At 61.9% G+C, this 20,585-nt stretch carries 15 protein-coding genes and 1 rRNA gene (1 of these 16 only partly in view); 12 read left to right on the plus strand and 4 right to left on the minus strand.

The window, feature by feature from the left end; all coding sequences use genetic code 11:
• The first annotated feature begins 41 nt into the window (after window positions 1-41).
• On the plus strand, window positions 42-458 hold the full coding sequence (locus tag PSEEN_RS12095; RefSeq protein WP_231845308.1) for a hypothetical protein: 417 nt from the start codon (window positions 42-44) through the stop codon (window positions 456-458).
• A gap of 135 nt (window positions 459-593) precedes the next feature.
• The gene (locus PSEEN_RS12100; RefSeq protein WP_011533800.1) at window positions 594-1,532 is read left to right on the plus strand and encodes an arginase family protein; all 939 of its coding nucleotides are present in this window, start codon (window positions 594-596) and stop codon (window positions 1,530-1,532) included.
• Window positions 1,533-1,611: 79 nt separating this feature from the next.
• On the opposite strand, the gene PSEEN_RS12105 is transcribed toward PSEEN_RS12100, so the two are convergent.
• Window positions 1,612-3,189: an alpha/beta hydrolase gene (locus tag PSEEN_RS12105; RefSeq protein ID WP_011533801.1), complete on the minus strand. Its 1,578-nt coding sequence runs from the start codon at window positions 3,187-3,189 to the stop codon at window positions 1,612-1,614.
• A gap of 333 nt (window positions 3,190-3,522) precedes the next feature.
• Between PSEEN_RS12105 and PSEEN_RS12110 the strand changes: the two genes are divergently transcribed.
• Complete coding sequence (locus tag PSEEN_RS12110; protein WP_011533803.1) at window positions 3,523-5,244, plus strand: hypothetical protein; 1,722 nt, start codon at window positions 3,523-3,525, stop codon at window positions 5,242-5,244.
• Window positions 5,245-5,304: 60 nt separating this feature from the next.
• On the opposite strand, the gene PSEEN_RS12115 is transcribed toward PSEEN_RS12110, so the two are convergent.
• On the minus strand, window positions 5,305-6,513 hold the full coding sequence (locus PSEEN_RS12115; protein WP_044488059.1) for an MFS transporter: 1,209 nt from the start codon (window positions 6,511-6,513) through the stop codon (window positions 5,305-5,307).
• Window positions 6,514-6,687: 174 nt separating this feature from the next.
• A complete protein-coding gene (locus tag PSEEN_RS12120) occupies window positions 6,688-7,068 on the minus strand; it encodes a helix-turn-helix domain-containing protein (protein ID WP_011533805.1) in 381 nt (126 codons plus the stop codon).
• 651 nt (window positions 7,069-7,719) lie between these two features.
• On the opposite strand from PSEEN_RS12120, the gene PSEEN_RS12125 reads away from it, so the two are divergent.
• The 8 genes from PSEEN_RS12125 (at window position 7,720) to PSEEN_RS12160 (ending at window position 17,651) form a co-directional block, all read left to right on the plus strand.
• The gene (locus PSEEN_RS12125) at window positions 7,720-8,829 is read left to right on the plus strand and encodes an S-(hydroxymethyl)glutathione dehydrogenase/class III alcohol dehydrogenase (RefSeq protein WP_011533807.1); all 1,110 of its coding nucleotides are present in this window, start codon (window positions 7,720-7,722) and stop codon (window positions 8,827-8,829) included.
• A gap of 33 nt (window positions 8,830-8,862) precedes the next feature.
• Window positions 8,863-9,261 (plus strand): VOC family protein, encoded by a 399-nt coding sequence (locus tag PSEEN_RS12130; RefSeq protein ID WP_011533808.1) that lies wholly within the window; start codon window positions 8,863-8,865, stop codon window positions 9,259-9,261.
• Window positions 9,262-9,558: 297 nt separating this feature from the next.
• Window positions 9,559-10,392 (plus strand): S-formylglutathione hydrolase, encoded by an 834-nt coding sequence (gene fghA / locus PSEEN_RS12135; RefSeq protein ID WP_011533809.1) that lies wholly within the window; start codon window positions 9,559-9,561, stop codon window positions 10,390-10,392.
• A gap of 16 nt (window positions 10,393-10,408) precedes the next feature.
• The gene (locus tag PSEEN_RS12140) at window positions 10,409-11,701 is read left to right on the plus strand and encodes an NAD(P)/FAD-dependent oxidoreductase (RefSeq protein WP_011533810.1); all 1,293 of its coding nucleotides are present in this window, start codon (window positions 10,409-10,411) and stop codon (window positions 11,699-11,701) included.
• Between the two features lie 194 nt (window positions 11,702-11,895).
• A complete protein-coding gene (gene frmR, locus PSEEN_RS12145; RefSeq protein WP_011533811.1) occupies window positions 11,896-12,171 on the plus strand; it encodes a formaldehyde-responsive transcriptional repressor FrmR in 276 nt (91 codons plus the stop codon).
• A gap of 370 nt (window positions 12,172-12,541) precedes the next feature.
• Window positions 12,542-13,870 (plus strand): DUF3422 family protein, encoded by a 1,329-nt coding sequence (locus tag PSEEN_RS12150; RefSeq protein ID WP_044488061.1) that lies wholly within the window; start codon window positions 12,542-12,544, stop codon window positions 13,868-13,870.
• 56 nt (window positions 13,871-13,926) lie between these two features.
• On the plus strand, window positions 13,927-16,578 hold the full coding sequence (locus PSEEN_RS12155; RefSeq protein WP_011533813.1) for an excinuclease ABC subunit UvrA: 2,652 nt from the start codon (window positions 13,927-13,929) through the stop codon (window positions 16,576-16,578).
• A 143-nt stretch (window positions 16,579-16,721) separates the two neighbouring features.
• The gene (locus tag PSEEN_RS12160) at window positions 16,722-17,651 is read left to right on the plus strand and encodes a malate dehydrogenase (protein WP_044488063.1); all 930 of its coding nucleotides are present in this window, start codon (window positions 16,722-16,724) and stop codon (window positions 17,649-17,651) included.
• Between the two features lie 78 nt (window positions 17,652-17,729).
• Here PSEEN_RS12160 and PSEEN_RS12165 read toward each other — a convergent pair whose 3' ends face one another.
• A complete protein-coding gene (locus PSEEN_RS12165) occupies window positions 17,730-18,956 on the minus strand; it encodes an MFS transporter (RefSeq protein ID WP_011533815.1) in 1,227 nt (408 codons plus the stop codon).
• Window positions 18,957-19,898: 942 nt separating this feature from the next.
• On the opposite strand from PSEEN_RS12165, the gene PSEEN_RS12170 reads away from it, so the two are divergent.
• A 16S ribosomal RNA gene (locus PSEEN_RS12170) occupies window positions 19,899-20,585 on the plus strand (it continues 850 nt past the right edge of the window).

Here is a 20,585-nt window from a genome sequence, read left to right on the forward strand (position 1 = left end):
CCTATTCCGAAGGCCGCGTTGGGTTGCCGCCGGCCTGACAAATGCTCTACCGTGCTGCTCATTTAATTGAAAACAAGGGCGTTTCCCGCCCTCAAAGCACATCGGGCGAACGCATGGAGCTATTTCGCATTTACAGTGGTTCAACGTTGGTGGGGTGGTCAGCGCTTGAGGACGGCGACCCTCCGATGGGCGTCGTCTCTGGCGAGTTCAAGCCAGCCGATGGCTACCCTGCCATCCAGGCTGAGTGCCAATCCAGCTGCGGTGACCAATCTTCCCTGGGGCTTTCCGTCAGAACGGCTGTGGGTGTCATGATCCCATGCGCTGGCATCAATATTTCGGATTATTCTCAGGAACTGGCGGATGGCTGTATGGAAGTCAGCATTCTGGGGATACCTTATCCCGTCTACGAAACGTTGTTTCCCAGCCTGGTGCAGATGTACGCCCGTCAGTTTGACTGAGTGAGTGCTGAAGAACAGAGCCCGCTTGAAGTATCGCTTCCGCTCAGCCCCAGCTGCCTTCTACGCAAAGCAGACAGTCGTGGCGGGTAGCTTTCCGATCGACCATTAGTCAGCGCTCAGGGAAGTAGCCGCCAAATGCCGAAGGCAAACCTCACTCACCTGCAAGTCATCGCCGCCCCCTCCAACCTGGGGCTCAGCCCCCTGCGACCGAACCATGAACCCGGCACATGGCGTGCCCCGGCCGCATTGGTGGCTGCCGGCCTGCTCGAGGCGGTCAACGCACGGACCTTCAATGCCTTGCCGCGCCCCACCTATTCACCCGCGGCGCAACCTGGAACACGCTTGCGCAATGGCCACGCCCTGCGTGCGTTCAACCTCGCACTGGCGGACCTGGTCGCGCAGGCCCATCGACAGGGCGATTTACCGCTCGTGATCGGCGGCGATTGCTCGGTGCTGCTGGGGGCGCTTGCAGGCGCGCGACAGGCGGGGCCGCTTTCACTGATTCATATCGATGGGCACAGCGATTTTCGTCATCCCGGCAACTACAACCCCGAGCAGACGCTGGGTGCCGTGGCAGGCATGGACCTTGCCCTGGCGACCGGCCGTGGCGAAGCGCTGGCGACGCATTGGCCGGGCATAACGGCCCCGCTAGTTGCCGATGCCCATGTCGTGCAGTTGGGTGAGCGTGAAAACCGCGACGAGGATTTCGCTTGGCCCGATATCAACCACACCGCGATCAACCGGATCGATGTTTTCGAGGCGCTGGCGATCGGCCCCGATGCCGTTGTGCGGCGTATAGGCGACGTGCTTGATCAAGCGCCTGGCCAAGGGTTCTGGATTCATCTCGATGTCGATGTGCTGGATCAAGCCACCATGCCCGCTGTCGATTCCCCTGGTACCCCAGGGCTCGCGCCGGACGATCTGGTGAAGATCATGACACCCTTCGTGGTCGATCGACGCTGCCACGGCATGACGGTGACCGTCTTTGATCCTGACCTGGACCCTGACGGTCGATACGCCGCCATGATCGTCGGGATCCTGGCGCGACTTCCGTTTCCGAGCGGTCCCGATTGAGGTCTACAGCCACTCGCTGCCGCTGACGCTCGTCAGCGGCAGGCTTCGGTCGACAATTCGGCGTGCTAATGCGTAGCGCTTACTGGGCGGCCAACGGCGTCTCGGCCTGAGACTCGGCGCTCGGTGCATATTGCTCGATCAGGCGCCACAACAATCTACCCATGGGAAGGCGGTAGATATCACTATGAGCGCCCCCGCCCGAACCCGGTGAGTTGAATTGGGTAATACCGTCGGATGCGTCGATGTAACTGACCTTGCCCCGGCTCAACGTCGATGCCGTGCAATGGTTGTCACCTACCTTGCACAGGCTGAACTGGCCATCCGGGGAGGCGGAGGTATCGCTGGCTTTCAAGCAGTCGAACGTGGCGGACTTGGCCGGGGCTGCCGGTCCACAGACCAGGTTCCAGGATTTGATCGAACCGGAGGGGTCGTACCAGAACACCGGGCCACCGGCAGCGCCGTCATGCTCCGAGGCGGTGAGCGCGATATGGGTATTATGGAGTTTTGCGAAATCCCGATAGGGCGCGCCTTCCTTGCCATCGCCAACGGTGAAACGGTTGATACTGACCGCTCCCTGGAGGCCCACGGCCAGGTTTACAGGGCTTTGCGGATAGGCCTGCTGTGGTGTCAGCGCGGGCGAGCTGAACAGCGCACGCATCATGGCGCGTGCACCGAAGCTGTGGCCGATGGTGACAACTTTGGCCTTGCTCTTGGACGCCGCGAGCGCGTTGGGCACAGTCACGTTGACGAGCATGTTCAACCACGTCAGGCCGATCTCGTCGGCGTCATTGGCCTTGTTGCCATAGCTGAAGAAATTGGTGAACGAGTTGGACCAGAACGATGGCCAAGTCACACCGATGACAAGTGGGCGAAAGCGAGTGGTGTCGAGGACGTCCGTCTTGGGACGGGTGGCGATGGCCTCTTCGCCTGATGGCTTGTAGACCTGGAGGCTCTGCAGGGCCTTGGCCTGATCATGCGTTTGCTTTTGCGCCTGGCCAACTTCATAAGCAGCGGCCATCAGGTTGCCCGTGATGTCGTTGATATTGCGTATGGCCTCGTCCTGGGCGGTGTTCCAGCCCATGACTACGACGATGACATGGGTGTAGCGAGAGCCGTCAAGGTCTTCGGTCAAATTTTTTTCGAGTAACGCCAGCGCTTGCTTGCTCTCTCGGTACAAACTCTCGAGTTTTGGTTGGGTCTGCTCTGCTTTGGGCGGGGTTTTGCAGGTATTCCAGTCACTGACTTTTGTCAGGTTGTAGTCTTTGCGGATGCCAGCCAGCGCGTCACTTACATAAGCGTTGTAAACAAAGCAATGGGACTTGGCCACGTAGCCTGTGGCCTGATCAAATAGCGCGCCATTCTTAATTATGTGCGAGACGTACATTGCTTTGGTGTTCCATCGCTGGAAGTTTTCGATTTGGTGGGACGTATTGGTGCGGGTATCTTCCTCCTCCTTGAAATAAGCAGCGTCGGCGTGAAACAGCTCCTTGCTCTCTTTGATGCCCTTGGGCCCACCGATGATCGGCTGCGGGCTCTTTTCTAGCGCGACCACGTAACCGGGGTAGTGGAGGGCTGTTCCGGAGGGGAAATAGAGCATGCTGTGGAATTTCACTGCATTGACGCTATCTACCTCCAGTTTTTTCTCGTAGGGCGTCATGACGCGATCCGTCGAGGTGCAGGCGATCATGGTCATGGACATCAGAAGCGCGGACAGTGTCGTCAAACCTGCTTGCGGGAGCCTGAGCATGGAGTCCTCCGTGGAGCGGTGTATTCCATATGGTCGGGGTGATATCAAAATGACTCTAGCCGCTTTCGCGCATTCCGCATTCACCGTTTCCAATGGTTTCAAGACCGCTGAGCGGCGAGTCGCGCCATGAACTTGACACTCGAACGTTCGAGACTTTACTGAAGAGGTCAGGTCATTCATTTCTCAGCAGTTTGCGATGGGGGCGCAAGCGGACCGGCGACTCACCGGTCAAGGATCCCCCACATGCCCAACGCCAACGATGTGAAGTGGTTCAAGAACCAGTTTCAGCGCCAGATGTCGCCTGCGTTAGCCAATACGCCCCTGACGGTGGATTTCATGGCCGCGATCGCGTGTCAGGAAACGGGTGAAGTCTGGCCGGTACTGCGCAACAAAGGCCTGCCGGTACCCGAGATCCTGGAACTCTGTGTCGGCGACACCCTGGATGTGAACAAGCTGGATGCAAAGAAGGGGCGCCAGGCCTTCCCCAAGAACAAGGCGGCACTGCTGGCTGCTCCCAACGGCCAGGCCATGTTCGACATTGCCCATCAGGCCCTGGTGGACATGGCCAAACATATTGACGGCTACGCCAAAGTCGCCAGCAACCCGGACAAGCTTTGCCATGGGTTCGGGATATTCCAACGTGATTTACAGTTCTTCAAGACCGACCCCGATTACTTCCTGCAACGGCGCTACGTCAACTTCGACGATGCGTTGCAACTGAGCGTTGCCGAATTGAAGCGCGGCCTCAAGCAACTCGGTCTGAGCAAGCGACCGTCCCTCAGTGACATGGAACTTGCGGCCGTCGGCATTGCTTACAACACCGGCGGCTTCAATCCCCGCAAAGGGCTGCGCCAGGGCTTTTTCGACGGTAAGCGGTTCTATGGCGAGAACCTCTTCGACTTCATCCGCCTGGCTCACACCGTTGCCGTGGAGGGCCAGCCGCCACTGTTGCCTCAGCCTGCGCCGGGACTCTCATTGGTGCCCCCTCCCAGCGAACTGACGGCACAAGGCGAATTCTTCCGGGTCGACACGCGCGAGAGCCCGTTGCGCATGCGCAGCGAACCGCGCAAAAGCGACCCGCCGCAAGCCAACGTGATCGCCAACCTGCCGGACGGCCAGCCAGTGCGAGCCGTCACCGGCAAAGTGCGCAATGGTTTTGTGGAGGTGGAGACGTCGCTCAACGGTGCCTTGCTGCGCGGTTTCGTTGCGCAGAAATTCCTGGTCGCAGATTCGACAGTACAGGACATTCCGGTTGTCAGCCCGTCTGCGTTACCCCCTGCCAGCGGTATCGTCGCCGTTTCCATGCCACGCAAGCCGGGTGTGATGACGCGTCGGATCGATTTCGCCGGTGCCCACTCACTCAACGAAGCGAACATGCCACAGCGGCTTGGTGATTCGGCCGACAGTTTGCGCGCTGAACTGGCGGCCATCGTTGACTGGCTGGCGGTGGAAAAACCAGCGCACAAGCGCTACCAGCCCAGGGACGGCTTGACCTTCTGCAATATCTATTGCCATGACTACTGCATGCTGGCAGGTGCCTACCTGCCGCGGGCGTGGTGGACGGAGAAAGCGCTGATCACGTTGTCGCAGGGCAAGCCGGTCGAGCCACTGATCGGCACGACCCTGCGCGAAATGCGGGCCAACGATTTGTTCCGCTGGCTGCGCGATTTTGGCCCCGACTTCGGCTGGCGCCAGACGGGCACCCTGAGCAAATTGCAGCAGGCCGCCAACCAGGGCGGCGTGGCGCTGATCGTCGCGCGGCGCAAGGCGGAAGGGAAGTCCGGGCACATCGTTGCCGTCGTCCCTGAAACGGCGCAGAAGAGCGCGAGGCGTGATGCCAATGGCGAGGTGGTGGCGCCATTGCAGAGCCAGGCTGGGGCAAGGAATTTCCGCATGGAGACGGGAACGGCCAACTGGTGGAACGGCGAGCAGTTTGCCGAGAGTGCGTTCTGGATTCATGGGTGATTCGACGCCGTCGAATGGTTTGGCGAGCGGCCAGTCGGCACTGGCTGCTCGCTTCCTCGCTCAACTGTCCTGCGCCGACGAGGCTGGCGCGACTGCGACTTCCCGCCTGAACCACCACAGGCTGGCGCCTGCGAACAATACCCCCAATACGCCGTAAAGGCTCCAGCTCAGCGTGAACCCGACGCTGGCGATCAACGAGGCGCCCAACCCCACCGAGACCATTCTGGCGGTCGCCAGCAGGATGGGGATCAGGGAAAAGAGACGGGCCTGGGTCTGCAATGGGGCCTCCTGGGAGATCAACGCGGTGATATGGGTGATGCCGAGAATCTCGCCCATCGTCCAGAACAGAGTGAACGACAGGATCAACGCTGTTTGCTCGAACAGCGCATAGGCACCGAAGCCGATGCCGTAGCACAGGGCAGCCAGCGCCAGGTTGGTGAGCGCGCCGAAGCGCGCGGTCAATGCGATCAGTGGCTGTGTCAGCAAGACCACCAGCAAGGCATTGACGAGCCCCACTGCGGCAAAGGTGCTAGCCGCCTGCTCGACGGCGATCGCGTCGAGCCACAGCGGCAGTTGGTACTCACGCTGCGCATCCAGTACCGCCGTGGCGAAGAACATCGCGCCGGCGATGATCACGAGCCGTGGCACGTCGAGCAGGTTGCGCAAGCCCGCACCCCTTGCCGCAGAGGGCTGGACCTGCCGCTCGGGCAGCGTCAGCAAAAGGCTCGAGACGAAACACAAGGTGCTGATCCCTGTGGCGAAGACCATCAGGTAACGGCTATCGAGGCCCAGCAGGTACCCACCAATGACAAACAGCAGCGCGCCCCCCAGGTTGTGGGCCAGGTGCAGGTAGCCAAAGGACGCGATGCGGTTGCCGTCATCCGCCGCCAGTGATGTCAGCACGCTGAACACGGGCGTGACCAGGCCTGCGCAGAGCATGAACATCAGCACCATGGCGATGGATGCAGTCGGAGTGTCGAGCATCATCGCGAGCAGCAGAAAGACTGAAGCGCACAATGATGTGCCCAGCAACAGCAGGCGAATGGAGCAGCGACTGGCCAGGGTCCCGCCCAACAAGTTCCCCGCCAGGTAGAACGCCGAGATCAGCGTGATCACAAGCGCCACCGCCGAGCTGTCGAGCGCGTAGTGCCGGTTGAAGAACAGGGCTGCGAAAGGCCCCAGCGCATTGGCCATGACGAACAGCAGGCGCAGCACGATGATGTTGCGCATCGCCGTCGTTGGTCCTGTGCCTTTCAAATGCCTGTCCATTCCATGCTTCATGGCGCCTGTGTCCCTGTCCTTGGCGGTTCAGGTCGGAACATACCTTGGCTGGAGAAAATGCACTACAGGCTTCCTTGTGCAACGCTCGGGCCTCACGTAGGGCACATGCATTGGACGGCAGCGAAATCACCTTTATGGCCCGCACAAAGCGTGCCTGGGCTGTCAGGGGTGCTCATGCCGCCATCGGGCCGGCGTTACCCCCACTTCCTTGCGAAAGGCACTGGTGAAGTGAGGCTGGCTGTTGAAGCCAAGATCCAGGGCCACTTCGATAATGGGGTTGTTCGTGTGCCGGAGCATGTCCTGGGCACGCAGTATCTTGCGGTGCAGGATATAGGCGTGGGGGGTATATCCGGTGCATTGCTTGAAGGTGGCGGCAAAACGACAGCGGCTGGCACCGAAGACGTTGCTCAGCTCGGTCAGGGGCAGGGCGGTATGCAGGTTCTCGTTGATGTACCTCAGTGTCCGCTGGAGGCAGGACCTTTCAGGGTGATGCCGTGCGCCACCGTCTCGGGTGTCCAGCGGGTGTTCAATGACTGTAGCCATATCAAGTTCCCCCCATGTTCAGCAGGGTTTGCAGGCAGTCACGCTCAGTGGCGCAACGAGCGTGTGAACGAATCAATATAGGCGAAAACCAAAGCGATGGCCTTTCGGTGCCTGGGGGCGAGGGCAGGGCGCCCAGGCACCTGCCTGCCACTCGATCCCGTCGGGCGGCGCTCAGTGTGCTCGGTCAGTCCATGACAGATTTTGTAAAACTGCGTTCGAGGTTGCGACCACACTGACGAGCGGTAAAACGTCGGGCAAGGGTCGATTGTCGTTCGGCAAGCCTCGGAGTGCGCTATCGAGCGCCTGGCGCACCCAGGAGGGTAGGTCGGGGACGCGGAGAAAAATCAGCTTGTTGTTTTATACTATAGGGGGGTATAGTATTTTCACATTCACGGCACAGACAGCAATGTCTCGATGTCTTGAAGAGCAGGAAAACAGCACTTCGCCGCTTGGGCGGGCGCAGTGCGATCCACGGCCTGATGGTGGCCGTTGCGGATAACCATCCTCGGGAGGAGTTTCCTGAAAGAGGGGCGAGCAGCGACTCGCGCAATCAGTCCATCAACGAAACCATCTCCATCGTTCGGTCGATTCACCTAGTGCCACCCCCGAAAGGGTTGGCGACGGGGACCATCCAGAAAGGGAAGTGACATCATGAAATCACGTGCAGCAGTCGCCTTCGGGCCAGGAAAACCACTGGAAATCGTCGAGATCGACGTCGAGCCGCCGCGCAAGGGCGAGGTACTCGTCAAGATCACCCACACCGGCGTTTGCCATACCGATGCGTTCACCCTGTCGGGTGACGATCCTGAAGGCCTCTTCCCGGTCGTGCTGGGGCATGAGGGTGCGGGTATCGTCATGGAGGTCGGCGAAGGCGTGACCAGCGTGAAACCCGGCGATCACGTTATCCCGCTCTACACCGCCGAATGTGGCGAGTGCCTGTTCTGCAAGTCCGGCAAGACCAACCTGTGCGTGGCGGTGCGCGCCACCCAGGGCAAAGGCCTGATGCCCGACGGCACCACCCGCTTCTCGTACAACGGCCAGCCGCTGTTCCACTACATGGGCTGTTCCACCTTCAGCGAGTACACCGTGGTCGCCGAAGTCTCGCTGGCCAAGATCAACCCGGACGCCAATCCGGAGCACGTCTGCCTGCTGGGTTGTGGCGTGACCACCGGTATCGGCGCGGTGCACAACACGGCCAAGGTACAACCAGGTGATTCGGTGGCGGTGTTCGGCCTCGGCGGTATTGGCCTCGCGGCGATCCAGGGCGCGCGCCAAGCCAAGGCGGGTCGCATCATCGCCATCGACACCAACCCGGCCAAGTTCGAGCTGGCCCGCCAGTTCGGGGCCACCGAGTGCATCAACCCCAAGGACCATGCGAAGCCGATTCACGAAGTGCTGATCGAAATGACCGGCTGGGGTGTCGACCACACCTTCGAGTGCATCGGCAATGTCAATGTCATGCGCTCGGCGCTGGAAGCCGCCCATCGTGGCTGGGGCCAGTCGATCGTCATCGGCGTCGCCGGCGCCGGCAAGGAAATCTCCACCCGTCCGTTCCAGCTGGTCACGGGCCGGACTTGGAAGGGCTCCGCCTTCGGCGGCGTCAAGGGGCGCACCCAGCTTCCAGGCATGGTGGAAGACGCGATGAAAGGCGAGATCGACCTGGCGCCGTTCGTCACCCACACCATGGGGCTCGATGAAATCAACGAAGCGTTCGACCTGATGCATGAAGGCAAGTCGATTCGCACTGTCATTCACTACTGATCTTCAAACACCACACATCAAGGAAACACTTCAATGGCTACTCCAGTAATTTCCGGTAACGACATCTTCTCCCACGTCTTCCTCGGCGCCGCCGATATGCAGAAGTCGGTCGCATTCTACGATGCCGCCCTGGGTGCCCTCGGCATCAAGAACCTGGGGCCTTTCGGTAACGACTGGGTGCTGTACGGTCGCGACAAACCTGCGTTCATCATCGCCCGTCCAGGCAATGGCGCGGCACCCACCAGCAACGGTGTGACGGTAGGCTTCGCGGCCGCCACCCCAGCCGAAGTGGCTGCGTTCCATGCCGCGGGCCTCGCCGCGGGTGGTACCGATGAAGGCCAACCAGGTCCACGTGGTCACCTGCCGGGTGCTCATGCGGCCTACCTGCGCGACCCTGCCGGCAACAAGGTGTGCGTCTACGCCTTTGTCTGAAACCAAGGAGGCGTGAGGTCGTCTTGAAAGGGCTGCAGCCCGTCTGAGCGACCCCTCTCTGCACCCAAGCCGCGACCGTTCCGGCATGCCGACCGGTCAGCGGCACTCGGCGCCCGGTTCGACCGAGCCGGGCTCCGGGCCCTGTGTTGTTTCGCTTGCCGCAACGAAGGCGATCCGACACGGGGCCGACCATGACGAGCGCGCTGGATGTGGCGCTCATGCCCCGATCCTGAACCAGACGATCCGTCGTTTCGAACAACGACTGGGTACGCCTTTGTCGAAATGTGGAGACGCTCCATGGAACGTATCGAGCATCACGCCAGCTTCGAGGGTTGGCAGGACGTTTATCAACACGAATCAACCATGCTCGGTTGCACGATGAGGTTTGGCATTTACCTGCCGCCCCAGGCCGAGCACAAGAAACTACCGGTGCTGTACTGGCTTTCCGGCCTGACCTGCACGGAACAGAATTTCATCACCAAGGGCGCGGTACAGCGTTACGCCGCGGAGCACGGGATCATTGTCGTTGCTCCCGATACCAGCCCCCGCGGCGAGCACGTCGCCGACGATGCCGCCTATGACCTTGGCCAAGGGGCGGGCTTCTACGTGGACGCCACGGCTTTGCCCTGGAGCAACCACTACCGGATGTACTCCTATGTGGTCGATGAGTTGCCGGCCTTGGTAGAGCGCCACTTCCCGGCGACGCAGCGACGTGGCATCAGCGGGCATTCGATGGGCGGCCACGGCGCGCTGGTGATCGCACTGCGCAACCCAGGTCGCTATCAAAGTGTCTCGGCGTTCTCGCCGATCGTGGCGCCCACGCAGGTGCCCTGGGGGCAGAAGGCATTTGCGGCCTACCTGGGCGAACACAACCCGCAGGCCTGGAAGGCTTATGACACGGTCGAGCTGATTCGCACGGCGAAAGAGCGCTTGCCGTTGCTGGTCGACCAGGGGTTGAACGACGAGTTTCTCGAGCATCAGCTGCGCCCCGAACGGTTGCGTACCGCTTGTGCGCAAGCGGGTCATCCATTGACGCTCAATCTGCGAACGGGGCATGACCACAGCTACTACTTTGTTTCCACTTATTTGAGCGAGCACATGGCCCACCATGCGGCCGCACTGAATCGCTGAACAATGGGAGACCCTGATGATGAAAAAGACCTCTGACAAGCGGCATCATGTTGTCGTCGTAGGCGCCGGCTTCGGTGGGCTGGACGTCGTCAATGGATTGTCGGGCGCCGACGTTGATGTAACGATCATCGACCGCCGCAACTACCACCTGTTCCAGCCCTTGCTTTACCAAGTGGCGGGGGCCTCTCTCTCGACGTCCGAGATCGCCTGGCCGATCCGCTACCTGTTCCGCAATCGCCAGGATGTGCAGACGCTCATGGCGCACGTGCAAGGCGTCGACGTCAAGGCGCGGCAGGTCATCCTCGATAACGGTTCGACCGTTGGCTATGACACGCTCGTCCTCGCCACAGGCGCCACCCATGCCTACTTCGGGCACGATGAGTGGGAGCAGCACGCGCCTGGCTTGAAGACCCTGGAGGATGCCGCCACCCTTCGCGGCAGGATCCTCAGCGCCTTCGAGGAGGCCGAGCGCAGCAGCAACCCGGCGGAACGTGCCGCCCTGCAGACATTCGTGATCATTGGCGGTGGCCCGACGGGCGTCGAGCTGGCGGGCACTATCGCTGAACTGGCCAAGGGTACGTTGGCGCGTGATTTCCGCGCCATCGATCCGCGTGCCACGCGAGTTGTGTTGATCGAGGCGGGAACACGCTTGTTGCCGGTGTTTCCCGAGAAGCTGTCGGACTATACCCGCCGGGCGCTTGAGAAGCTCGGGGTCGAGGTGGCGCTGGGGGCTCCGGTAACGGACTGCTCCGCCGAGGGGGTCGTGGTCGCTGGCAAGCCACTCCAGGCCAGGACCATCATCTGGGCCGCCGGGGTACAAGCTTCACCGGCAGCCCGGTGGTTGGGCGCCGAATCGGATCGTGCGGGGAGGGTGCTCGTCAGGCCGGATCTCAGTGTGCCGGGGCGCCCCGAGATCTTTGTCATCGGTGACACCGCGGCCTCGGCGATGGCCGACGGAAAGTATGTGCCAGGTATCGCGCCCGCGGCCAAGCAGCAAGGCAAGTACGTGGCCAACCTGGTCAAGCGGCACTTGAAGGGCAAGCCCGTCGACGAGCCCTTCAAGTACAAGCACCAGGGCAACCTTGCCACCATCGGCCGCAGCCTTGCCGTGATCGACATGGGGCGGATTACGCTGCGCGGCGCCATCGCCTGGTGGATCTGGAAGCTTGCGCACATCTATTTCCTGATTGGCGTGCGCAATCGACTGAGCGTTGCGCTTAGCTGGGTATGGAACCATAGCGTCGGTTATCGCGGTTCACGCCTGATCATGCGTTCCGCCGACCCGACCAGGCAGCCTCCGAACCGATAGTGCCTGTGACAGGGCCGTGGATTGGCGTGTCGTTTTCAATACGGGCGACTTCGGAATCGGAGGATGCGCTTCAAGGGGGAATTGGACTAGCATGAGTGGCCCTCGTTCAAGCGAGGATTTCCACCCATTAGCATGCTTTTTATACTACACGGCAGTATAGTATGACGGCTGCTCGTAACCCTTGAAGGTGTTCGATGCCCCACAACCCACGCGAGAAAAAACAGGCGCTTACCCGTGTACGACGTATCAAAGGCCAGGTAGGCGCCCTTGAACAAGCACTGGACGATGGTGCCGAATGCGCTGCGATTCTTCAGCAACTGGCGGCTGTCCGTGGTGCCGTCAACGGCTTGATGGCGGCGATCCTGGAGAGCTACCTGCGTGAAGAATTCCCGCAGACGGAGGCCAGGAGCGATTCGCAGAAGCAGACGATCGACGACACGATTTCCATCGTGCGCTCCTATCTACGCTAGTCGTCGTACCTGGGCAGGTTCGACGGGCTCGTGAGATTCAGCGTTGCCGGCGGCGCTGATAGCGTGTTGGGGCATCAAAGGGGCGCACCCAACTGCCTGGCGGGGTGGAGGACGCAGCGAAGGGGGAGGCCGACCCAACACCTTTCGCATCCATTTCCCTGAGCTTGAAGCGTTCGTTCCAATGAACGCAGGCGAGCCTATTCGCTCAGTGACCAATGACTGAGCGGCAAGAACCTAATGCCCGGTGTGGGGTTCCCTGCGCCGTGCCTACCCTTTGACGTGAGCGCTTGTCGCTGTTCTCGCACCGATCCGCCCGAAGGCGTCGAACGCGAAGCGCGGCATGCCTGGACAGACGAGAAACGAGGCCGCTATGAAACCGCCGCCCCTGAACGATACGACAGCCGCCGTTACCCGCGTGTACGGTATGCCGGCCCATGCCGGTCGAAACCTGGCCGTGGACGAAGTGCATGCGCGCCCACACCTGCTGGTGCAGGCACCGCGAACCTTGCTGCAGTTGGCGTTCATGACTGAAGGCGACCCCGCCAGGGACCAGGAGGCAATGACCGAGCTGTCTCGGCGCCTGGGCGTTGCGCAGCCCGACAATGTGGCTGCGCTGCACGGCCTGACGTGGGACGAAGGTGATCTGCACTGTGAAAAGCACACGGAGTTCTCGACCTACCTCTGGAGCGCTTCGCTGGACCCCGAGACCGGAGAACCCTGTGGCGAAAACCCCTTCAAGCATGGCTTCGTCCCGCCCGGCCCGGTGATTGCCGGTATCCGCTTGAATCTGCTGCCCTGGACCTCGGTAACCGAGCAGGCGCTCGAGCGTTTCGACCCCGTCAGCCTGTGTTACTCGGTGGTGGAGAACGGCGCGGCCGCCATCGTGACCGACTTTCGGCAGGATGCGGATGGCCTGACGAACATCCTGGTGCTCGACCGTGGCCTGACCCAGGCGCGGGCAGGGGCGCTCGTCCAGCGCCTGCTGGAGATCGAGACCTATCGAACCCTGGCCTTGCTGGCCCTGCCACTGACACGGTCGATGACGGTGGACCTCAGGCGTATGGAGTCGCAGCTCGCGGCCATCACCAATGAGATGCGCAGCGGCAAGGGGGCTCGGCGGGACAATGACCTCCTGCTGGCCGAACTCACGACGCTGGGTGCCGACCTGGAGGCCGGTGCCGCGGCGAACCTCTATCGCTTCGGTGCCAGCCGGGCCTACTACCAGATCGTCGAGGAGCGGCTGGAAGCATTGTCGGAGACGTCGGTATCGGGGTATTGCACCTGGCGCGATTTCCTCAATCGCCGTATCGCGCCGGCCATGCGCACGTGTCAATCGGTCAAGGAGCGCCAGGCAAAGCTGTCCGACAAGCTGACCCGGGCAATCGCATTGTTGCGGTCCTGGATCGACGTTGAGCTGGAACGCCAGAACAGCGACCTGCTGGCTTCGATGAACAATCGCGCCAAGTTGCAGCTGCGCCTTCAGCAAACCGTCGAAGGCCTGTCCGTGGCCGCCATCTCCTATTACGTGGTCAGTCTGCTGGCTTACCTGCTCAAAGGCATTCCCGGCGTTCACGACAAGGTGGCACCTGAGTTGGTCATTGCAGGCCTGGTGCCTTTGGTGATCCTGTCGATCTGGTGGACGGTGCGGCGGATCAGGCATGCGCACGGCGACCCGGCAGCGGAAGATGCCACGCCCTGATGCCATGACTCGAACCTTGAGCACGTTGCCATCCACCAACTGCAGGACTCGTACACATGCCAGACCCAACATACGGTGAATCCTCGTGCGGCGCCGCGGCCAGTGGCCTGGTGGAGGTGCGCGGCGCTCGGGAAAACAATCTCAAGGACGTGGATGTCGCCATCCCACGCAATGCGCTGGTGGTGTTTTCAGGCGTTTCCGGCTCGGGCAAGTCCTCGCTGGCGTTCGGTACGATCTACGCCGAGGCGCAGCGGCGCTACTTCGAATCGGTCGCACCCTATGCCAGGCGCCTGATCGACCAGGTGGGCGTTCCCGACGTCGATGCCATCGACGGCCTGCCGCCAGCGGTGGCGTTGCAGCAGCAGCGCGGGGCGAGCAACGCGCGTTCTTCCGTGGGGAGCGTGACCACGCTCTCCAGCCTGGTACGCATGATGTACTCGCGCGCCGGGGCCTACCCGGCTGATCAGGCGATGCTGTACGCCGAGGACTTCTCGCCGAACACGCCGCAAGGGGCCTGCCCGGCGTGCCATGGGCTGGGCCATGTGTACGAGGTGACGGAGGCCAGCATGGTGCCGGACCCCTCGTTGAGCATCCGCGAGCGCGCTATCGCCGCCTGGCCACCTGCCTGGCATGGCCAGAACCTGCGCGACATCCTGGTCACCCTGGGCTACGACGTCGATCGTCCCTGGAAGGACCTGCCGAAGCAGGACCGGGAGTGGATCCTGTTCACCGAGCAAACCCCTACGGTGCCGGTATACGCGGGCCTTACGCCCGCCGAGACCCGCGAGGCGCTCAAGGATAAGCGCGAGCCCAGCTACATGGGGACCTTCACCGGCGCCCGACGTTATGTGCTGCACACCTTCGCCAGCACGCAAAGCGCGTTGATGAGAAAACGGGTGTCGCGCTACCTGGAAGGGAAGCTGTGCGCTACTTGCCACGGTAAGCGGCTCAAGGCCGAAGCCTTATCCGTGACCTTTGCTGGCGTGGACATCGGCGCGTTCATGCAAATGCCCCTGGACCGCTTGGCGGCATTGCTGGCGCCTATCGCCCAAGGTGATTTTCGCGCTCACTCGGCCGGGCAGGGAACCGATCGGCAGGCGACTCGGCGTGACCGGGCCGAACGCGCTGCAACCGGTCGTGCGGTTCATGCGGTATCGCCGGACGTGCGGCGTACCTGCGCGCTGTCGGAGGAAAAGCGCCTCGCCGCGCAACGCCTGGCCGGCGCCGTGATGGCACGTCTGCAACAGTTGCGTGGACTGGGCCTGGGGTACCTCACGCTGGACCGGGCGACGCCGACCCTGTCGGCCGGCGAACTGCAGCGCTTGCGCCTGGCCACGCAACTGAGTTCCCTGCTGTTTGGCGTGGTGTATGTGCTAGACGAACCCTCGGCAGGCCTGCACCCCGCTGACAGCCAGGCGCTGTACGACTCGCTGGACACATTGCGCGACGCCGGCAATTCCGTGTTCGTGGTGGAGCATGACCTGGATTTGATGCGCCGCGCCCAGTGGCTGGTGGATGTGGGGCCGGACGCGGGCGAGCGCGGCGGACGCGTACTCTATAGCGGCGTACCGGACGGTTTGCGCGAAGTGGCCGAGTCGCGTACCGCGCGTTATCTGTTCGATGAGCAACGCGCGCCTGCCAGCCATGGGCGCGCAGCGGCGCGATGGCTGGAGCTGCGGGGTATCCGGCGGCACAACCTGCACGGCGTGGACGCGAGCATTCCGCTCGGTGTGCTGACGGCGGTGACCGGGATCTCCGGGTCGGGTAAGTCCAGCCTGGTCGCGCAGGCGCTGCCGGAGTTGTTGCTGCTGCACCTGGGGCATGAGCCTGAGGACGATGCGGCTGACAACGCGAACGCCGAAGGGCCATCAGTGATCGAGGTTACCGGTGGCCATCTCGCGGGTGATCTGCAGGCTGTCCAACGCCTGGTCCAGGTTGACCAGAAGCCGATCGGCCGCACGCCACGGTCCAACCTGGCCACCTACACCGGTTTGTTCGACCACGTGCGCAAGCTGTTCGCCGGCACGCCAGATGCGCGCCGCCGTCGTTACGACGCGGGCCGGTTCTCCTTCAATGTGGCCAAGGGCCGCTGCGAAACCTGTGAAGGCGAAGGCTTCGTCAGCGTGGAGCTGTTGTTCATGCCCAGTGTCTATGCGCCGTGCCCGACCTGCCATGGCGCCCGCTATAACGAGGCCACCCTCGAAGTGCGCTGGAAGGGGCGCAACATCGCCGAAGTGCTGCAGATGACGGTGGAGCAAGCCCATGACTTCTTCGCCGCAGAAGATGCCGTGGCAAGGCCACTGCTGCTACTGCGCGAGATCGGGCTGGGCTATCTGCGTCTGGGCCAACCCGCCACGGAACTGTCGGGAGGCGAAGCGCAGCGCATCAAGCTCGCCACGGAGCTGCAGCGCAGCCAGAGAGGGCGCAGCCTGTACGTGCTCGATGAGCCGACCACCGGGCTGCACGCCTCGGACGCCGACCGGTTGCTGGTGCAGTTGCAACGCCTGGTCGATGCCGGCAACACCGTCGTGATGATCGAGCATGACATGCGCGCGGTGGCCCAGGCGGACTGGGTGATCGACGTGGGGCCGGGTGCGGGCGAGGCGGGAGGGCGCATTGTCGCGGCGGGTGCCCCTCGACAGGTGGCGAGTGCGCGAGGCAGCCGGACGGCACCGTTTCTTGCAGAGGCAATCTCGCGAGCCGGGTAGGGTACCGACCTAAACTGACCTCCTGACGAGGCTAGACCCAGTCTTGAAAGGAATTCGCCTTCGAGTGGCCCTTTGGCTTTGGCGGGCAATACTTCTCTGTACAGCCGAGCGCGCGGCGATCAGCGCGCTGAGAGAGGTGTGAGGTGAACAAGCTATCAATCGTGGGTGCCGGCATGGTCGGTGAGGCGGCGGCGCAGATCATCGCCCGGGAGGAATACTGCCGTGAGTTGATGCTGGTCGATGTGCAGGGCGACCTGGCGCAGGGCAAGGCGCTGGACATCTGGCAGGCCGCCGTCGAGTCCGGTTCCGATACCCGGGTTCACGGCGGCGCCAATGCCGAGATGCTGCAGGATTCCGACCTGGTGGTGATTACCGCGGGCGTGCCGCGCAAGCCCGGCCAGTCGCGCCAGGACGTGCTGAGCATCAACCTGCCGATTCTCGACGGCATCATGCAGGACATCAACCGTCACGCCCCGGCGGCAACGGTCCTGGTGGTGTCGAACCCCGTCGACGTGCTGACCTACCGGGCCTGGAGCCTGAGTGGGCTGGGGCGTGGCAAGGTGTTCGGGCAGGCGGGGGTGCTGGATACCGCGCGCATGAAGTGCTTCATTGCCGAGGAAACCGGTTTTTCCGCCCGGGATATCACGGCGCTGGTCCTGGGCGGGCATGGCGACAGCATGGTGCCGTTGATGCGCTACTGCGCGGTCGGCTCGGTGCCGCTGTCTCACTTTCTCTCCAGTGAGCAGATAGACCGGATTGTGCAGCGTACACGCCAGGGCGGCGGCGAGATCCTGGGATTGAAGAAAATGGGGAGCGCCTGCGATGCGCCGGGTGTGGCCATTGCGCAGATGGTGGATGCCATCGCCAACGGGCGCAATCGCATCCTGCCGACGGTCGCGATTCTCGAGGGCGAGTATGGGCGGAGCGACATTGCCATGGGTGTTCCCTGCGTGCTGGCGGCAGAGGGGCTTGCACGGGTGATCGAGTTGCCCCTGGATGCGCAGGAGCAGGCGATGTTCGACCACTCTGCGGACGCGGTGGTGCGAGACATTGCTGAAATGAAGGCGTTATAGAAGGAGGGCGTTTTAAAGGTGGTGGCGGGAGCGTTGCAGCGCATTCGAGATCGAGCACTGCAAGGCCACCGCCAAGCATCAGGACGGTTGAGCCGCCAGGCGGTTGCTGACGCTACGTCCCAGCACAAGCACCGTGACAAAACCGCAGCCAACCAGCGCCGTGGCCAGGCTGAACAGCACCGCGCTGCCCATCTGGTCGACGATCTGCCCGCCGAAGAACGAGCCCAGGGCGATGATCACCTGGAACATGGCGACGAACAGCGGCATGCCGCGTTCGACATCCTTGGGCGCCACGACGAACATCCAGATGCTGGCGCAGGCCGGGAAGGCGCCGAAGGCGAAACCCCACAGCGCGATCAGCATCGCCGCGCCGGTCAGGCTGGTGGCGAAGTAGGGGAACAGCGCGGTGCCGACGCCGATCATCAGCGCGACCAGCATCAATGTGTGGCGCACGCTCTGGTTGGCGGCGAAACCGGCGAAGATATTTCCCAGTACCCCGGCCACGCCATAGAGCAACAGCAGGGAACCAATGGTTGGCCCGTCGAAGCTGGCGTTGTGCTTGAAGAACGGCGCGACATAGGTATAGGCGGCGAAGTGCGCCAGGCCGATCAGCAGGACAGCGATCAGGCCGACCCGAGCCTTCGGGTTGACGAACAGGGCAGGCAGGTCACTGATGCGGATGGCCTTGTCCGGGTTGAGCCGCGGCAGCAGGAAGACCTGCGCCAGCAGCACCGGTATGCCCACCAATGCAGTGACCAGGAAGGTCGTGCGCCACCCCATCAAGCCGCTCAGCCAAGTGCCCACCGGCACGCCAAGCACGGTGGCCAATGTCACCCCGACCATGATGATCGAGGTGGCCTGGGCCACGCTCACGCCCTTGGGCGCCAGGCGGCCGCTGAGGGCAATGGCGGTGGCCCAGAAGCCACCGATGCTGATGCCCAGCAGTACCCGGCCAAATAGCAGCAGGCTGAAGTCGGTGGCGTAGGCCACGACCGCGTTGGCGATGATCATGATCAGTGTCAGGCCGATCAGCAGGTAGCGCCGGTCCAGGGCGCCGATGCCCACCGACAGCAAGGGGGCGGCGAGGGCCGCCATGATGCCGGGCAGGGTCACCATCAGCCCGGCGTGGCCGGCGCTGATGCCGAGGTCGCTGGCGACATCGTTGAGCACTCCGACCGGGAGGAACTCGCTGGTAACCAGGGCGAAGGCACCCACGGCAACCGAGAGAATTGCCAGCCACTGCTGGCTGACGCTTTGCTGATCATGTTCGGGACGGCCGTGAGGGGCCTGGCTGGCGCTTGGCATGGTGTGGATTCCAAGGGAGTGTCGCCTGGAGCAGGCGAGAGGAGCGGGGAGACAATTCGGCGGCGATTATAGGCGGCGGTCTTTGCATTCAAACAGATGCGCGTTTCGATAGTCATCATCAGCGTGATCGATGGAGTGCCCTGAAATAGAGCGCCTGCTGTTGATTACAAGCAGGTGGTCGTGAGGGCTACCCTTGGACCCAAGCGTTCGACGTTGGAGGTGCAGCGCCCTTGGGATCGAGCGCCGCCCGCGCGGCGCATCGCGGATGAATCCGCTCCTACCTCTATTGCAACGTACCGTACCTGTAAGGCCATGGTCGCTCGCCTCGGCGCCCGTCGACATGCCGTATCGTGCCAAACCTGTAGGAGCGGATTCATCCGCAAGGCGGCGCTCGATCCCAAGGGCGGTGCAGGTGCTGAGCACACGCCCGGCAGCCCTGACGCGCTCTTTCCGCTAATTATTTGAAATTAAAGGTTGACGGGGTTTCAGATCCCCTTATAATGCGCCCCACTTCCAGCGACAACGGAACGCGAAACTCCTTGAGAATCAACGAGTTAAGCGAGTTCGAAGGTGCTGAAAGGGCTTCGGTTTCACATCGAAAGCGGTGAAAAAGGTGGTTGACAGCAAGTTGTAACGCTGTATGATTCGCCTCCCGCTACGAGAGATCGCAGCGAGTTAAGCGGTTGAAGTTGAACGAAAAACTTCGAAAATAACGCTTGACACGAAATGAGGTTAGCGTAGAATGCGCGCCTCGGTTGAGACGAAACGCTCTTAACCAATCGCTCTTTAACAAATTGAATCAAGCAATTCGTGTGGGTGCTTGTGAGTACGGGCTGATAGTCACCAAGATTATCAGCATCACAAGTGGCCATGCGAGAAATCACATAGTCATTTGAGATTGCTGAGCCAAGTTTAGGGTTTCTTAAAAACCCAAGCAGTATTGAACTGAAGAGTTTGATCATGGCTCAGATTGAACGCTGGCGGCAGGCCTAACACATGCAAGTCGAGCGGATGACGGGAGCTTGCTCCTTGATTCAGCGGCGGACGGGTGAGTAATGCCTAGGAATCTGCCTGGTAGTGGGGGACAACGTTTCGAAAGGAACGCTAATACCGCATACGTCCTACGGGAGAAAGCAGGGGACCTTCGGGCCTTGCGCTATCAGATGAGCCTAGGTCGGATTAGCTAGTTGGTGGGGTAATGGCTCACCAAGGCGACGATCCGTAACTGGTCTGAGAGGATGATCAGTCACACTGGAACTGAGACACGGTCCAGACTCCTACGGGAGGCAGCAGTGGGGAATATTGGACAATGGGCGAAAGCCTGATCCAGCCATGCCGCGTGTGTGAAGAAGGTCTTCGGATTGTAAAGCACTTTAAGTTGGGAGGAAGGGCAGTAAGTTAATACCTTGCTGTTTTGACGTTACCGACAGAATAAGCACCGGCTAACTCTGTGCCAGCAGCCGCGGTAATACAGAGGGTGCAAGCGTTAATCGGAATTACTGGGCGTAAAGCGCGCGTAGGTGGTTCGTTAAGTTGGATGTGAAAGCCCCGGGCTCAACCTGGGAACTGCATCCAAAACTGGCGAGCTAGAGTATGGTAGAGGGTGGTGGAATTTCCTGTGTAGCGGTG

It is taken from the genome of Pseudomonas entomophila L48 (genome assembly GCF_000026105.1).
In the GTDB taxonomy this organism is placed as follows: domain Bacteria; phylum Pseudomonadota; class Gammaproteobacteria; order Pseudomonadales; family Pseudomonadaceae; genus Aquipseudomonas; species Aquipseudomonas entomophila.

What these genes read in the sequence shown, in the direction of transcription:
- PSEEN_RS12095 (WP_231845308.1), top strand. Translation starts at nt 42, where the DNA reads ATGCTCTACCGTGCTGCTCATTTAATTGAAAACAAGGGCGTTTCCCGC.
- PSEEN_RS12100 (WP_011533800.1), top strand. Translation starts at nt 594, where the DNA reads ATGCCGAAGGCAAACCTCACTCACCTGCAAGTCATCGCCGCCCCCTCC.
- PSEEN_RS12105 (WP_011533801.1), bottom strand. Translation starts at nt 3,189, where the DNA reads ATGACGCCCTACGAGAAAAAACTGGAGGTAGATAGCGTCAATGCAGTG.
- PSEEN_RS12110 (WP_011533803.1), top strand. Translation starts at nt 3,523, where the DNA reads ATGCCCAACGCCAACGATGTGAAGTGGTTCAAGAACCAGTTTCAGCGC.
- PSEEN_RS12115 (WP_044488059.1), bottom strand. Translation starts at nt 6,513, where the DNA reads ATGGACAGGCATTTGAAAGGCACAGGACCAACGACGGCGATGCGCAAC.
- PSEEN_RS12120 (WP_011533805.1), bottom strand. Translation starts at nt 7,068, where the DNA reads ATGGCTACAGTCATTGAACACCCGCTGGACACCCGAGACGGTGGCGCA.
- PSEEN_RS12125 (WP_011533807.1), top strand. Translation starts at nt 7,720, where the DNA reads ATGAAATCACGTGCAGCAGTCGCCTTCGGGCCAGGAAAACCACTGGAA.
- PSEEN_RS12130 (WP_011533808.1), top strand. Translation starts at nt 8,863, where the DNA reads ATGGCTACTCCAGTAATTTCCGGTAACGACATCTTCTCCCACGTCTTC.
- fghA (WP_011533809.1), top strand. Translation starts at nt 9,559, where the DNA reads ATGGAACGTATCGAGCATCACGCCAGCTTCGAGGGTTGGCAGGACGTT.
- PSEEN_RS12140 (WP_011533810.1), top strand. Translation starts at nt 10,409, where the DNA reads ATGATGAAAAAGACCTCTGACAAGCGGCATCATGTTGTCGTCGTAGGC.
- frmR (WP_011533811.1), top strand. Translation starts at nt 11,896, where the DNA reads ATGCCCCACAACCCACGCGAGAAAAAACAGGCGCTTACCCGTGTACGA.
- PSEEN_RS12150 (WP_044488061.1), top strand. Translation starts at nt 12,542, where the DNA reads ATGAAACCGCCGCCCCTGAACGATACGACAGCCGCCGTTACCCGCGTG.
- PSEEN_RS12155 (WP_011533813.1), top strand. Translation starts at nt 13,927, where the DNA reads ATGCCAGACCCAACATACGGTGAATCCTCGTGCGGCGCCGCGGCCAGT.
- PSEEN_RS12165 (WP_011533815.1), bottom strand. Translation starts at nt 18,956, where the DNA reads ATGCCAAGCGCCAGCCAGGCCCCTCACGGCCGTCCCGAACATGATCAG.